The organism is Spirillospora sp. NPDC048823 (assembly GCF_043198445.1).
Taxonomy (GTDB): domain Bacteria; phylum Actinomycetota; class Actinomycetes; order Streptosporangiales; family Streptosporangiaceae; genus Spirillospora.
The window spans coordinates 74,366-87,971 of the sequence record NZ_JBICUT010000005.1; the positions used below are offsets into that span (position 1 = coordinate 74,366).

The 13,606-nt window shown below is 74.2% G+C and carries 16 protein-coding genes and 2 pseudogenes; 11 read left to right on the forward strand and 7 right to left on the reverse strand.

From position 1 onward, the window contains the following. The first annotated feature begins 83 nt into the window (after positions 1–83). A complete protein-coding gene (locus tag ACGFK0_RS13715) occupies positions 84–416 on the forward strand; it encodes a YnfA family protein (protein ID WP_392904246.1) in 333 nt (110 codons plus the stop codon). A 33-nt stretch (positions 417–449) separates the two neighbouring features. On the opposite strand, the gene ACGFK0_RS13720 is transcribed toward ACGFK0_RS13715, so the two are convergent. After that, positions 450–911, reverse strand: coding sequence for a hypothetical protein (locus ACGFK0_RS13720; protein WP_392904248.1), 462 nt, complete (start codon positions 909–911; stop codon positions 450–452). 53 nt (positions 912–964) lie between these two features. Between ACGFK0_RS13720 and ACGFK0_RS13725 the strand changes: the two genes are divergently transcribed. Beyond that, on the forward strand, positions 965–2,032 hold the full coding sequence (locus tag ACGFK0_RS13725) for a tyrosine-type recombinase/integrase (protein WP_392904251.1): 1,068 nt from the start codon (positions 965–967) through the stop codon (positions 2,030–2,032). Positions 2,033–2,149: 117 nt separating this feature from the next. After that, positions 2,150–2,734, forward strand: a complete 585-nt coding sequence (locus ACGFK0_RS13730; protein ID WP_392904253.1) for a dihydrofolate reductase family protein — start codon at positions 2,150–2,152, stop codon at positions 2,732–2,734. Between the two features lie 57 nt (positions 2,735–2,791). Here ACGFK0_RS13730 and ACGFK0_RS13735 read toward each other — a convergent pair. The 3 genes and pseudogenes from ACGFK0_RS13735 to ACGFK0_RS13745 form a co-directional block, all read right to left on the reverse strand. Further along, positions 2,792–3,562 (reverse strand): annotated as a pseudogene (locus ACGFK0_RS13735) (sigma-70 family RNA polymerase sigma factor); the annotation flags it as partial. Then, positions 3,559–4,212: an HAD family hydrolase gene (locus ACGFK0_RS13740; RefSeq protein WP_392904255.1), complete on the reverse strand. Its 654-nt coding sequence runs from the start codon at positions 4,210–4,212 to the stop codon at positions 3,559–3,561. The pseudogene ACGFK0_RS13735 and the gene ACGFK0_RS13740, both read right to left, overlap by 4 nt. A gap of 71 nt (positions 4,213–4,283) precedes the next feature. Further along, entirely contained in the window at positions 4,284–4,715 is a 432-nt protein-coding gene (locus ACGFK0_RS13745; RefSeq protein ID WP_392904257.1) for a DUF1707 domain-containing protein, read from the reverse strand. A gap of 186 nt (positions 4,716–4,901) precedes the next feature. On the opposite strand from ACGFK0_RS13745, the gene ACGFK0_RS13750 reads away from it, so the two are divergent. Both ACGFK0_RS13750 and ACGFK0_RS13755 read left to right on the forward strand, forming a co-directional pair. Then, positions 4,902–5,576, forward strand: a complete 675-nt coding sequence (locus ACGFK0_RS13750; RefSeq protein WP_392904259.1) for a DedA family protein — start codon at positions 4,902–4,904, stop codon at positions 5,574–5,576. Positions 5,577–5,681: 105 nt separating this feature from the next. Beyond that, positions 5,682–6,398: a phosphatase PAP2 family protein gene (locus ACGFK0_RS13755; protein ID WP_392904262.1), complete on the forward strand. Its 717-nt coding sequence runs from the start codon at positions 5,682–5,684 to the stop codon at positions 6,396–6,398. A 32-nt stretch (positions 6,399–6,430) separates the two neighbouring features. Here the strand turns inward: ACGFK0_RS13755 and ACGFK0_RS13760 are convergent, their stop codons facing one another. Together ACGFK0_RS13760 and ACGFK0_RS13765 are read right to left on the reverse strand one after the other, a co-directional pair. Next, on the reverse strand, positions 6,431–7,099 hold the full coding sequence (locus ACGFK0_RS13760) for a response regulator (RefSeq protein WP_392904265.1): 669 nt from the start codon (positions 7,097–7,099) through the stop codon (positions 6,431–6,433). Continuing rightward, on the reverse strand, positions 7,096–9,018 hold the full coding sequence (locus ACGFK0_RS13765; protein WP_392904268.1) for a sensor histidine kinase: 1,923 nt from the start codon (positions 9,016–9,018) through the stop codon (positions 7,096–7,098). Before ACGFK0_RS13765 ends, ACGFK0_RS13760 begins: the two co-directional genes overlap by 4 nt. Positions 9,019–9,356: 338 nt before the next feature. On the opposite strand from ACGFK0_RS13765, the gene ACGFK0_RS13770 reads away from it, so the two are divergent. From ACGFK0_RS13770 to ACGFK0_RS13795, 6 genes are all read left to right on the forward strand, one after another. Then, positions 9,357–9,491 (forward strand): hypothetical protein, encoded by a 135-nt coding sequence (locus ACGFK0_RS13770; protein ID WP_392904271.1) that lies wholly within the window; start codon positions 9,357–9,359, stop codon positions 9,489–9,491. Then, entirely contained in the window at positions 9,488–10,153 is a 666-nt protein-coding gene (locus ACGFK0_RS13775; RefSeq protein WP_392904273.1) for a response regulator, read from the forward strand. The genes ACGFK0_RS13770 and ACGFK0_RS13775 overlap by 4 nt, the downstream gene beginning before the upstream one ends. Before the next feature lie 55 nt (positions 10,154–10,208). After that, positions 10,209–10,862, forward strand: coding sequence for an RNA polymerase sigma factor (locus ACGFK0_RS13780; protein WP_392904275.1), 654 nt, complete (start codon positions 10,209–10,211; stop codon positions 10,860–10,862). Continuing rightward, positions 10,859–11,686 (forward strand): methylated-DNA--[protein]-cysteine S-methyltransferase, encoded by an 828-nt coding sequence (locus tag ACGFK0_RS13785; protein ID WP_392904277.1) that lies wholly within the window; start codon positions 10,859–10,861, stop codon positions 11,684–11,686. The genes ACGFK0_RS13780 and ACGFK0_RS13785 overlap by 4 nt, the downstream gene beginning before the upstream one ends. Positions 11,687–11,804: 118 nt before the next feature. Continuing rightward, the gene (locus tag ACGFK0_RS13790; protein WP_392904279.1) at positions 11,805–12,878 is read left to right on the forward strand and encodes an NAD-dependent epimerase/dehydratase family protein; all 1,074 of its coding nucleotides are present in this window, start codon (positions 11,805–11,807) and stop codon (positions 12,876–12,878) included. 79 nt (positions 12,879–12,957) lie between these two features. Next, a complete protein-coding gene (locus ACGFK0_RS13795; RefSeq protein ID WP_392904281.1) occupies positions 12,958–13,209 on the forward strand; it encodes a hypothetical protein in 252 nt (83 codons plus the stop codon). Between the two features lie 206 nt (positions 13,210–13,415). Here the strand turns inward: ACGFK0_RS13795 and ACGFK0_RS13800 are convergent. After that, positions 13,416–13,574 (reverse strand): annotated as a pseudogene (locus ACGFK0_RS13800) (CDGSH iron-sulfur domain-containing protein); the annotation flags it as partial. Between the last annotated feature and the right edge of the window lie 32 nt (positions 13,575–13,606).

Genomic DNA, 13,606 nt, shown 5'->3' on the forward strand with positions numbered 1-13,606 from the left:
GTATGCGCACTTTGTGCGGATTGACCTGTTCTTATGGGTCCCTCTTGCCCGGGCCCGCCCGGCGGGTTCGTAGGGTGAGCCGAATGAGCGTGCTTCGGTCCGTGGGGTTGTTCGTGCTGGCGGCCATGGCCGAGATCGGCGGGGCGTGGCTGGTGTGGCAGGGATGGCGGGAGCAGCGCGGACCGCTGTGGATCGCCGCCGGCGTCCTCGCGCTCGGCGCCTACGGGTTCGCGGCCACGTTCCAGCCCTCCCCCGACTTCGGGCGGATCCTGGCGGCCTACGGCGGTGTGTTCGTGGCGGGCTCCCTGGCCTGGGGCGTGGTCGTGGACGGTTTCCGCCCCGACCGCTGGGACATCGCCGGGGCCCTGATCTGCCTGGCCGGAGTGGCCGTGATCATGTACGCGCCGCGCGGCTGATCCCTCTCCCCCGGTTCCGTGGCCTTGCCGTGGTCATGCCAGGTGGCGGCGGTGGGGTTCGAGGGCGCGGATGTAGTCGACGAGGCGGACGCCGATGTCGAAGGGGATGTCGGATTCGGTGAGGTCGGGGTCGGGCCAGGTCTCGGAGACGCGGCGCCAGGTGCCGCGGCCGAGGAAGACGCCGGTGAGGGGGTCGTCGCCGAGTTCGGCGCGCCAGGCGGGTTCGGTGGCGAGGAGGCGGCTGAGGGCGGCTTCGTTGTCGGGTTCGTCGCGGTGTTCGGCGTGGAATCCGATCTCGATGGCGTGGGTGCGGGTGCCCGGGGCGATGCCGGCGGGGATGATCTGGGCTTCGTAGTGTTCGCGCTGGGGTGCGGGGTCGCCGAACCAGGCTTTGACGCCGTTGTGGCGTACGTGGACGTGCGGGGTTCCGAGGGCGGGTGGGGTGGATCCTCGGATGATCTCGCCGACCTGTTCGAAGAGTGCCCTGTCGGTCATCGGGGTCGATCTTACGGCGTGCGCTGTCGGTGGGGGGATGTAGCGTCCGGCGCGTGCGTCCCTCTGATGTTCAGCGCCTGACCGTTGCCGAGAGCGTCGACCGGTATGGGGAGATGGTGCGTGCGAAGACCTCGACGGGTGCGCTGACGCCGAAGACGGCGGAGGTGTACGTGCGGGATGTGGTGACGTTCGCGGTGCTGGCGGGCGGGGATCGGGTGCTGGACGATCTGACGGGCGAGGACGTCGATGAGGTGCTGCTGGGTTTCGCGCGCAAGCCTGACGGGCGTCGGCGGGGTGCGGTGGACGCGGGGGGCGCCGGGGCGCGGGGTGGTGCGGTGCAGAGTGCGGCGTCGCAGGCGCGGTTCCGGCGGTCGGTGTCGGCGTTCTTCAAGTATGCGCTGGTGGCGGGGTGGGTGCAGCTGAATCCGATGGATGCGGTGACGGTGCGTCCGCGGCAGCGGGGTGGGTTGCGGGCGCAGCGGCGGGCGTTGACGGTGGAGCAGGCGGAGGGGTTGCTGGGGGCGGCGCGGGGTTTGGCGGAGGCGGGGCCGGCGGCGCCGGGGCGGGGGCGTGCGGATCAGCGGACGGAGTTGCGGGACGGGCTGGTCGTGTTGCTGCTGGCGGCGGTGGGGCCGCGGGTGTCGGAGCTGACGGCGGCGAACGCGGAGGATTTCTTCGTCAACGGGGGGACGCGGTATTGGCGGATCTTCGGTAAGGGCGGGCGGACGCGGGATGTGCCGCTGCCGGGTCCGGTGGTGGAGGTGCTGGACGCGTATCTGGCGGAGGGGCGGGGGCTGCTGGATCGGGGGCGGGAGCCGAAGGCGCTGCTGTTGTCGTGGCGGGGGCGGCGGCTGGCACGGGGTGATGTGCAGGCGGTGATCGATCGGGTTCTGGCGCGGGTGGAGCCGGGGCGGCGGCGGAGTGTGACGCCGCATGGGCTGCGGCATACGACGGCGACGCATCTGCTGGCGGCGGCGACGGACATGGATGCGGTGCGGCGGGTGCTGGGGCATGCGGATCTGTCGACGCTGGGGCGTTACCGGGATGAGTTGCCGGGTGAGCTGGAGGCGGCGATGCGGGTGCATCCGCTGCTGGGGCCGGTGGAGGGCCGCCGCGGGTGACGGTCCTGGCCGGCCGGGTCGTGTCGGGGTTCGCGGGTCTGGCCGTTCGCGCACCGGTTAGGTTTCCGCGCCGCGTCCGTTTGTAGGTGTGAGATCGACTTACGGGAGGCTGGCACGATGCGGAAACTGATCTTCGGCATGAACGTGACCCTGGACGGCTTCATCGCCGCGACCGGCGACGACCTCGGCTGGAGTGGCGGGGAGGGTCCGGACTCGTCGCCGGGCGACGAGTTTTTCCAGTGGTGGTCCGACCGGGTGGGGGCGACGGGCCTGGCGCTGTATGGGCGCAGGTTGTGGGAGGTGATGAGCTCCGACTGGCCGACCGCCGACCGGCGGCCCGGCGCCACCCCGGCGGAGATCGAGTTCGCGCGCCGCTGGCGGGACATGCCGAAGGTGGTGTTCTCGTCGACGATCGACACGGTCGACTGGAACACCCGTCTGGTCAGCGGCGATGCGGTCGCCGAGATCGCCCGGCTCAGGGCCGGGGACGGCGGCCCGATGGACATCGGCGGCGCGACGCTCGCCGGGGCGGCCATGCGGGCCGGGCTGATCGACGAGTACGTGATCATGACCCATCCGGTCTTGGTGGGCGGCGGCACGCCGTTCTTCACCGCGTTGGACGGCTGGGTGAACCTGAACCTGGTCGAGACGCGGACGTTCCCCGGCGGCGTGGTGCTGACGCGCTACGAGACGAGGCGATGAGCACGGCGTCGTGGCGATGCAGCGCCAGTCGAGGCGGCGGTCGGGCAGCTGCTCGCGCATGGTCACGCGCGCCCGCTGCAGTGCGCTGGTCACCGATGCGCTGGTCAGTTCGAGGGTGTCGGCGGCCTTCGACGCCGGCCAGCCGAGGACGTCGCGGAGGATGAACACCGCCCGCTGCCGCGGCGGCAGGTGCTGGACGGCGGCGATGAACGCGAGTTCGCTCGTCTCCCGCGCCACCGCCGATTCCTGGGGGTCCTCGGGGAGTATCCGGTCCGGGTAGGGCTGGAGGTAGCGCACTTCTGAGCCCGCGTCCGGCAGTTCGGCGGGCAGGGGTGTGCGGTCGTTGCGTTTGTCCAGGAAGTCGAGGCAGGCGTTCGTCGCGATCCGGTACAGCCAGGTCCGCAGCGCGGCGTGGCCTTTGAACGACTCCCGTTTGTTCCACGCCCGCAGGAACGTCTCCTGCGTCATGTCCTGGGCGTCCTCGTAGTTGGCGAGCATCCGGTAGCAGTGCACCTGCAGCTCACGCCGGTGGCGCTCGGTGATGAGCGCGAACTGTGCTGTGTCACGTGAGCGGGCCGCCGCGATGAACGCGGCGTTTTCCGCGCCTGGCAGTCCGGCGTCGGTCATGGTCGTCGATCCTTCCGCAGGTGGCGGGGGTGCAACCAGGACTGACGACGTGGCGGAGGGGTTCTGATCGGTGAGGGTGCTGGCACCGGGTCGTTGGTCGGGCCGGGCGGGTCGGAGTCGATCCGGCGGAGGTGTTCCTCGTGGTCCGTCTGCCGGGGTGCCGCCGGGGTCGAAGGAGACCACGTTCGCCGTGGTGGTCATTCCGTTGGTGGTCGGGTGGGGTGGAGGGTGCGGGCGAGGGTGTACGCCTCGGTGAGGTCGGTGCCGCGGTAGTCGAGGGCGGCGATGTCGGCGAGGTGGTGGTCGGCGTTGACGGCGACGGTGTTGGTGAGGTGGCGGAACAGGGGCGCGTCGGACATGGAGTCGCCGTAGGCGGTGCATTGTTCGGTGGTGAGGCCGTGGCGGGTGCGGAGGTCCTCGGTGATGTGGACTTTGTCGTCGGGGGTGAGGATTCCGGCGGGGTCGAGGGTGCCGGTGAAGGGCATCGGGGGGAAGCGGGAGGCGATGACGTCGTCGAAGCCGAGGCCGAGGAGGTGGTGGGCGAAGAAGTCGGGCGACATGGTGATGACGGCGGAGTGTTCGCCGCGGGCGCGGATGTCGGCGCAGACGTCGGCGATGCCGGTGAGCCAGGTGGCGGCGGTGTAGGCGGTGGCGACGATGGCGGGGGTGAGGTGGCGCCAGAGGCGGTGGATTTCCTGGGAGAAGCCGCGGGTGTCGAGGGTTCCGGCGGTGAAGCGGGCCTCGAGGTCGTGGAGTTCGGTGAGGGTGCCGAGGTGCCGGGCGACTTCCAGGTTGGCGGTGGTGCCGGTCAGGAGGGTGCCGTCCATGTCGAAGATGTGCAGGTGTCCCACAGGGGTGCAGTGTGGTCGCACGCCGGGACGCCCGTCCACTTGTTTCCGGGCCGGGCCGGGCCGGGCCGGTGTCAGTGGTCGTCGCGTGAGGGCCAGATGGCGTAGGAGATGAGGATGGCGGCCCAGATGCCGAGCGGGACGGCGGGCCAGTAGGACGTCCACTCCCCTTTGCGGAGTGCGGAGATGGCCCAGATGGCGGTCATGATGGCGGCGGCGCCGGTCCAGTAGTTCCATTCGTCGCGCCAGGCGCGTTTGTCGGCTTTGGTCTTGGCGGTGCGGCGGGCGGTTTCGGCGCGGTGGCGGGCGGTCTGGGAGGGGGGCAGGTCGGCGGTGAGGCGGTGCAGGTCGCCGTGGGTGGTGGCGGTGAGGGCGTGTTCGAGGCGGCGGCCGTGTTCGGCGGGGTCGAGGGCTCCGTCGGCGAGGGCGTCGCCGAGGCGTTGGACGGTGGTGTCGCGGTCGTGGTCGGAGGCGCGGGTCCGGTCGTGGGCGGGCTGGTGGTGCATGGTCGGTTCCCCTGGTCGGTGTGTGTTTCCAGGGTTGCGCGGGGTGGGGGTGCGGGGCGTCCTTCGTGGTGAGGAAGCGGGTGTACTTCGTTCGCAGGACGTAGTGGGACCTCTGCCGAAGGTCGGGGGTGGCTGTGGTCGTTCGGGTGGTTCGGGGGCGGGTGGTGTTTTTCTAGCGTCGGGTTCATGGACATGGACGCGGTCATGGGTGTGGTGGATACGGCGGTGACGTCGCCGTGGTTCTATCTGGCGTTGTTCGCGGTGGCGGCGTTGGACGCGTTCTTCCCGGTGGTGCCGAGCGAGAGCATGGTGATCACGGCGGGGGTGTACGCGGTGTCGGGGCGGCCGGATCTGGTGCTGGTGGTGGTCGTGGCTGCGCTGGGGGCGTTCGTCGGGGATCACGTGTCGTATCTGGTGGGGCGCGGGTCGGGTGGGCGGGTGGTGCGGGGGCTGCGGCCGGGGACGCGGCGGTTCGCGGCGTTCGGGTGGGCGCGGCGGACGATGGCCGAGCGGGGCGGGCTGATCTTGGTGGTGGCGCGTTATGTGCCGGGTGGGCGGACGGCGGTGACGCTGACGATGGGGGCGGTGGGGTTCCGGCTTCGGTCGTTCTCGTTGTTCGCGGCGGTGGCGGCGGTGTCGTGGGGGTTGTACGGGGCGGTGCTGGGTTATGTCGGCGGGGTGGCGTTCGAGGATGATCCGTTGAAGGGCGTTGTGGTGGGGATCGGGCTGGCGTTGTCGGTGACGGCGTTGGTGGAGGGGATCCGGTTCGCGCGGCGGCGTCGGCGGGGGCGTCGTGCGGAGGCGGGGTCGTCGCCGGAGGGGCGCGGTTCGCGGCGGGTGGGGTCGTTGCCGGGCGTGTGATCGCCGGAAGCGCCGGAAGTGGCGGGCGTGTGGCCGTAGGGTGAACTTCGGCGGAACGTGCGGTGTCTCAAGGGTGTCGGGCCGTCGTCGATCGTGAGGGAGAGCATGGGAGCGCCGGAGTTCAGCGCCGATCTGTACCGGGACATCACGGGGTTCGCGGAGGGCACGCCGTCGTGGGTGCATACGGCGGCGGAGGTGGGGACGGACGCGGGGCTGCTGTTGTTCGCGGTGTTGTTCGTGGCGGGCTGGTGGCGGGCCCGGGCGGGGGACGCGCGGGCGATGGGGCTGGCGCTGGCGGCGCCGTTCGCGGTGGTGGCGGCGTATCTGGTGAGTGAGGTTTCCAAGACGTTCATCGAGGAGGAGCGGCCGTGCCGGGCGGTGCGGGGGGCGGTTCACATCGCGGCGTGCCCGTCGCCGGGCGACTGGTCTTTTCCGAGTAATCACGCGACGATCGCGGCGGCGTCGGCTGCGGCGATCGTGGTGGCGTGGCGGGCGATGGCGCCGCTGGTGTTGCCGCTGGCGGCGCTGATGGCGTTCTCGCGGGTGTTCGTGGGTGTGCATTATCCGCATGATGTGGCGGCGGGGTTCGTGCTGGGTGTGGTGGTGGCTTCGGTGGTGGCGCTGGTGCTGGTGGCGGTGCTGCGTCCGCTGGTGGAGTCGTTGCGGGGCGTGGCTGTGGGTGCGGTGGTGCTGGGGGCGCGGCCGGTGGCGGCGGGTGGCCGCGGTGTGGCCGTCGGGGCTGTGCGGCCGGTGGATGAGGCGTCGGTGACGATGCCGGACGTGATGGGTGGTGTGACCCGCGGGGGCGGCCGGTGGTCCTAGCGGGGTGAACGGGCCGCTCCCCCGGCGGGTTGTCAGGGGGTGTCGCCGGTGGCGTCGACGAGGCCGGCCTCGTAGGCGATGACGGCGGCCTGGACGCGGTTGCGGACGTCCAGGCGGGTGAGGATCGCGCTGACGTAGGCCTTGACGGTGCCTTCGACGACGTGGAGGCGCGCGGCGATCTCGGCGTTGGACAGGCCGGCGCCCAGCAGGGCCAGGACGTCGCGTTCGCGTGGGGTGAGGCGGGCGGTGCGGTGGCGGGCGCGGGCGCCGCCGGCGAGGCGGCCGCCGCCGAGTTCGGTGATGACGCGGTGGGCGACCTTCGGGGACAGGTAGGCGGCGCCGCCGGCGACGGCGCGGACGCCGGCGATGAGTTCGCGGGGGTCGCCGGATTTGAGGAGGAAGCCGCTGGCGCCGCCGGCCAGGGCGCGGGCGATGTACTCGTCCTCGCCGAACGTGGTGAGCATGATGACGCCGGTGGCGGGGGCGGCGCGGCGCAGTTCGGCGGCGGCGGCGAGGCCGTCGAGGCGGGGCATGCGGATGTCCAGGAGGGTGACGTCGGGGCGGTGGCGCAGGGTGAGTTCGACGGCTTCGTGCCCGTCGGCGGCTTCGGCGACGACGTCGATGCCGGGGTCGGCGGCCAGGATCGCGCGGACGCCCGCGCGGATCATGGCCTCGTCGTCGGCGAGCAGTGCCCGGATCACTGGTTCTCCTGTCGTTGCCGGCGCTGCGCGCTGAGCAGGCTGGTGTCGTAGGCGTTCTTGTCGGTGAGGCGGCCGCCGGTGAAGCAGAGCCGGTAGATGCGGGAGATGCCGAGCAGGTCGGCGTCGGGGCGGTAGTAGCGGCAGTCGGCGTGCGGGGGTTCGGGGACGGTTTCGCGGACGGTTCCGGCGCCCATCGCCTGCATCGGCGGGAGGGTGTGCTGGGCGCGGGCTTGGGGGGTGCCGAGGCGCAGCGCGGCGTAGTCGGCGGGCGGCAGGACGGAGTTGAGGGTGGCGTAGATGTGGTAGCCGGCCATGACGGCGCCGAGGGCGGTCATGAGGGCGGCGGGGACGGCGATCGCGGTGATCAGGCCGCGGCGGACCTGGCGGCGTTCGCTGGCGAGGTGGCGGGCCGATTCGGAGGGCCACTCCCCCGGTGGCGGGCCGGTGAGGCCGAGGGCGGTGCGCAGTGCCGTGGCGGCCGCGGATCCGGTGGCGGGCCCGGTCGCGGTGGTGCCGGCGGCGGGCGGGCCGGTGGGTCCGGTGCGGGGTTCGGCCGGGGTCGGGGGCAGGTCGGCGGTGACCTCGAAGCCGCCCGCGGGGGTGGGGCCGGCGTGCAGGGTGCCGCCGAGGAGACGGACCCGTTCGGTGAGGCCGGTCAGGCCGTGACCGCCGGACGGCAGGAGCGGCGGCCCGCCGGGCGGGGGGCGGTTGGTGACCGTGACGGTCACCGCGCCGCCCGTTCCGCCCGGTTCGGGGGGCGGGCCGGGTTCGGGCGGGTCGTGGCGGGTCAGGTGCACGGTGACGGCGGCGCCGGGGGCGTGCTTGGCGGCGTTGGTGACGGCCTCCTTCACGACGCGGTGGGCGGCGAGCGCGACCATGGGCGGCAGGTCCGCAAGGTCGGCGGCGGCGTCCGCGTCGGCGAGGCGGACGGGGACGCCGGAGGCGCGGGCGCGTGCGATGAGTTCGGAGATGCTCTCGCGGGAGGGCCGGACCGGAGCCGTCCCGTCCCCGCCGCCCTCGCTCGGGCCGCCCTCATGCGGGCCGGTCTCGCCGGGGAAGGCGGTGCCGGGGGCGGTGTCCTCGTGGAGGACGCCGATGATCTCGCGGAGGTGTTCGGTGGCTTCGGCCGCGCCGGCGCGCAGCTGCGCGGCGGCGTCGCGGTGGCGGCCGTGCAGTCCTGGTGCGACCTGCAGGGCGCCGGCGCGGACGGCGATGAGGGCGAGCTCGTGGCCGAGGGAGTCGTGCATGTCCTGGGCGATGCGGGCGCGTTCGCGGAGCCGTTCGCGTTCGGCGATGATGCGCTGCTCGTGTTCGAGGCGTTCGGCGCGCTCCCATCCGGCGTGCAGGAGTTCCTGGTACTGGCGCCAGTAGCGGCCGACCAGCCAGGGCAGGACGCCCAGCAGCACCAGCCAGACCGTGGAGGGGAACCAGGCGGTGACGGCCAGGCCGCGGGCGACGGCCAGGGCCGTCCCGGCGACGAACACGGTGGTGAACACCCACAGCAGCGGCTGGGCTCGGAGGGTCCGCCGTCCGGTCAGGTAGGACAGCACCGGCATGGCGAACACGAAGTTGCCGTGCAGGAGGATCAGCGAGATGGAGGTGAGCAGCGCGGCCGTGGGCCAGGTGCGGCACATCGCGACGGCGGCGGCCAGGACGGCCAGGCCGCCGGCCAGCAGCCACCAGGACGCCAGCAGGGGCTGCAGCGGCGAGATCATGTCGACGGCGACGGGGAACGCCAGCGCCCCGTACAGCAGGACGTCCTTGACCACAGCGGACCGGGACGGTCGGCGGACGGCCTCGCGCAGCGTCCGGGGCCTGGTGATCCGCGTGGCGGCGGCACCGGCCGCGCGGGCGCGGGCCGCCGCCGCGGCGGCGCGCCGGTGGCGGGGGGCGGGGCGGGGGGACGCCGTGTCGTTCACGCGCTCCACGCTACAAGCCGGTGAACTGCGGTGTTACTGACGAAAGTCAGGGGTGCGGCGGGGCGGCGGCCGGCTCCCTGCGGTGATCTTGGGGTCTGGTGTGGGAGGGGATGCGGCTGAACTACGGTTGGCCCGTGACAGCGTCGCCCCCCAGCAGCCGTGTGCGCGGTGCCGTGCGCGCGGCCCGCGCGGCCCGCGCGGCGGTGCGTGCGCCGCGGTGGTGACCGTGACGGTGTCGCGTGTGCCCGGAGCGGTGATCGTGCAGGTCGACGACGACGGCTCCGGCGGCACCGGGGAGCCGGGCGCGGGCGGGCGCGGGCGGGAACGGGCGGCGGGGCATGCGCGAGCGCGCCGCCTCGGTGGGCGGGCGGATGACGGCGGGACCGGGCCCGGCGGGCGGGTTCCGGGTGTGGGCGCGGCTGCCGGTCGGCGGCCGCGGCGGCGAGCGGGAGCAGATGGAGGAGATCGCGTGATCCGGGTGATGCTGGCCGACGACCAGACGCTGGTGCGGGCGGGGTTCCGGTCGATCCTGGAAGGCGAGGACGACATCGAGATCGTCGCCGAGGCCGGGGACGGGGATCAGGCGGTGCGCAGGGCGTCGGAGCTGCGGCCCGACGTGGTGCTGATGGACATCCGGATGCCCGTCCTGGACGGGCTGGAGGCCACCCGCCGCATCATCACCGACCCGCGGCTGGACGCCGTCCGGGTCGTGATCTTGACGACGTTCGATCTGGACGACTACGTCTACGGCGCGATCAAGGCCGGGGCGAGCGGGTTCCTGGTCAAGGACACCGAGCCGCCCGAGCTGATCCACGGGGTGCGGGTCGTGGCGCGCGGTGACGCGCTGCTGGCGCCGACCGTGACGCGGCGGCTCATCGCCGAGTTCGCGTCCCGGATCACCGCGCCGCCGCCGGCGGTGGAGCTGAACTCCCTCACCGACCGGGAGCGCGAGGTGCTGGAGCTGGTGGCGGCCGGGCTGTCGAACGAGGAGATCGCCGGGCGGCTGGTGCTGTCGCCCGCGACCGCCAAGACCCATGTGAGCCGCATCCTGTCCAAGCTGGGGGCGCGGGACAGGGCGCAGCTTGTGGTGCTGGCCTACGAGACGGGCATGATCCGTCCCGGATGGCTCGGCTGACACGGCCGTCCCGGCCCGGGTGCAACCCGGCGGGGCGCGGTGGTGTTGAACGGATGTGACGGCAACGGACGAAGCTCTCATCCCTCCCGCAGGCGCGGGCGCGAGCGACGCGGCGGGCGCGCGGGTCGTCGCGGCGCTGTCGCGTGACCTGGACGACGGGTTCGCGGTCCTGTACGAGGCGTACCGCAGCGCGGTGTTCTCCACCGCGCTGCGGCTGTGCGGGCGGTGGGCCGAGGCCGAGGACCTGTCCGCGGAGGCGTTCCTGCGCGCCTACCGGGCGCTGTGCGGTTACGGGCCGGAGCGGATCGCGGAACTGCGGCCGCGGGCGTGGCTGCTGACGATCCTGACCAACGTGTGGCGCAACAGCGTGCGGTCGGCGGCGCGGCGCCCGCCGCCCGGCCCGATCGAGGACGTTCCCGACCCGCCCGACCCCGGCGAGGGCGTGGAGGACACCGCGGCGCGCCGCGAGACCGGGCGTGAGCTGGCGGCGCTGCTGGCGCGGCTGCCGGGCGACCAGCGCGCCGCGGTCGTGCTGCGGCACGTCACCGGCCTGCCCGTCGCCGAGATCGCCGCCGTCCTCGGCATGCCCGTGGGCACCGTCAAATCGCACGTCTCCCGGGGCCTGGCCCGCCTGCGCGACCTGCGCGGCGCGGGGCCCCCCGGCCCGGGAGGACATGATCGGCAGCAGGAGCGAGGGGGCATCAGATGATTCGCAACGACCCCGCCGGCGAGGCACCCCGCCCGCAGGCCGCCGAGACGACCGGGGATCTGGCGGCGGATCTGGCGGGGCTGGCCGCAGACGCGCCCCCCGGCCTGCTGGACCGCATCGCGGCGCGCCGCGTCCACGTCCCCGGGCCGCTGCCCGGCCCCGCGTCCGGGCTGAGCACCGGCCTGCAGGTCGCCTTCACCGACCACGGCGTCGCCTACCTGCGCGCCGGCATGGACGAGCGGGAGTTCGCCGCCGCGTTCCGTGCCCGGTTCGGGCGGCCGCTGCTGCCCGCCGCCGGCCCGCCCGCCGGGCTGGTGCCCGCGCTGCGGACCGGGCGGCTGGGCGGCCTGCGGCTGGACCTGCGGGGCCTCAGCGAGTTCGAGGCCGCCGTGCTGCGCGCCGCCGCGCAGATCCCGCGGGGGCAGGTCCGGCCGTACGCGTGGGTGGCGCGGGCGGCGGGGCGTCCGAAGGCGGTCCGCGCGGTCGGGTCGGCGCTGGGCCGCAACCCCGTTCCGCTGCTGATCCCCTGCCACCGCGTCACCCGCTCGGACGGGACGCTCGGCGACTACGTGTTCGGCGCCGGCGCCAAGGAGCGGCTGCTGCGCGCCGAGGACGTCGACGTCGACGAGGTCACCGCGCTGGCGCGGCGCGGCGTGCGGCTGGTCGGCAGCGACACCACGGGGATCGTGTGCTACCCCACCTGCGGTGACGCGCGGCGGATCACGCCGCGGCACCGGCGCGGGTTCGGTGACCTGGCCGCCGCGGAGGCCGCCGGGTACCGGCCGTGCCTGCGCTGCCGGCCCGGCGACCCGCGTCCCGCCTGACCGGTCCCGCCGCGGCCCGGGGCCGGGGGCGCATAGATCGGCCCGGGGCGGGAATGGGGCGGTCCCGTCCACCTGCGGGAACGGCCCCGTGGGGGCGGGCGACCAGGGGGAGGCCGCCATGCGCGTCGTCGTCACCGGCGCCACCGGCAACATCGGAACCAGAACCGTCCGTGCGCTCGCCGCGGACCCGGGCGTCACCGCCGTCACCGGCCTGGCCCGCCGTGAACCCGGCGGCGCCGATCCGGCCGGGGCCGGCGCCGCCGCCGGGAAGGTCGAGTGGGCCGAGGCCGACGTCACCGACAGCGACCTGGTCCCGCTGATGCGCGGCGCCGACGCCGTGGTGCACCTGGCCTGGCTGTTCCAGCCCACCCACCGCCCGGCGGTGACATGGGACGCCAACGTGGTCGGCAGTTCCCGCGTGTTCGCCGCCGCCGCCGAGGCCGGTGTGCGCAACCTGGTGTACTCCTCGTCGGTCGGCGCCTACTCCCCCGGCCCCAAGGACCGGGCGGTCGACGAGTCCTGGCCCACGCACGGCTGGCCCGGCGCCGCCTACAGCCGCGAGAAGGCCTACGTCGAACGGCTCCTGGACGTGTTCGAGGCCCGCAACCCCGGGTGCCGCGTCGTGCGGATCCGGCCGGGGTTCATCTTCGAGCGGCAGAGCGCGTCCCAACAGCGGCGGCTGTTCGCCGGGCCGCTGCTGCCCGGCCGCCTCGCCCGCCCCGGCCTGATCCCCGCCGTCCCGGACCTGCCCGGGCTGCGGCTGCAGGCCCTGCATTCGGCCGACGCCGGTGAGGCGTTCCGGCTGGCCGCCACCGGCGGCGCCCGCGGCGCGTTCAACATCGCCGCCGACCCCGTCCTGGACGCCGCCGAACTCGCCGGGATCCTCGGCGCCCGCACCGTCCGGCTCCCGGCGCGGGGCGTGCGGGCCGCGCTGGCCGCCGCGTGGACGCTGCACCTGGTGCCCGCATCCCCCGGCCTGTTCGACCTGGCCCTGGAGGTCCCGATCATGGACGTGTCGCGGGCACGCGACGAGCTGGGCTGGACGCCCCGGCGCACCGCCCGCGAGGCCATCGAGGAGTTCCTGGAAGGACTTCGGGCCGGGGCCGGGCGCGACACCCCGCCGCTGTCGCCCGAGACCGGCGGTCCGGTGCGCGCCCGCGAGTTCGCCACCGGCATCGGCCGCAAACCCTGAACCGCGGCACACCGGGACACTCACCCGCACCCGCCCGCGACACCTGCCCAGAACACCTGCCCAGAACACGGAGGTCACCATGCCGACGATCACTCCCGACCACCTGCACGCCCTGCTGGCCTCCGCCGACCGCGACGCCGCGCTCGTCGTCGTCGCCGGTGAGGCCACCGTCGTCCCGGCCGACCCGTCCCGCGGCGGGGGACCCGAGGATGCGCTGGTGATCACCACCCGGGACGCGGTGATCGCCGAACTGGACACCGGCGCCAACGAGGAGCAGATCGAAACCCTCGCCCAGCGCCTGGACGTCGCCCTCGAAAGCCTCGGCGGCTGAACCGCCGCCTCGCGGGCCGCAAAGCCGAGCGATGGAGCTGCGGCCCGCCGGGGGCGTCCCCGGGAGGCGGGGGGGTGGAGCGCTCAGCGGCCCTCCCCGCGCTTTCCTTCAAGGTCTTCGCCGTGGCCGGTGCACGGACGTCGCCCGTCCGGCCCGGGCGGATCATCCGGCGAGTCCGCCGTGTCCGGCAGGTCCGAGGCGCCCGCGCGGACGCGGCGGCGGTGGCTGGTGTCGCAGAACGGGTAGGCGCGGCTGCGCCGGCACGCGCACAGCGCCACCAGGAAACGGTCCGACACCACCGTCCGCCCGTCCGGCAGGACCACCTCGACCGGGCCCTCCACCAGCACCGGCCCGCCCGGCACCATCCTCACCCGCCGCCGGTCCCGCTCGCCGCCGC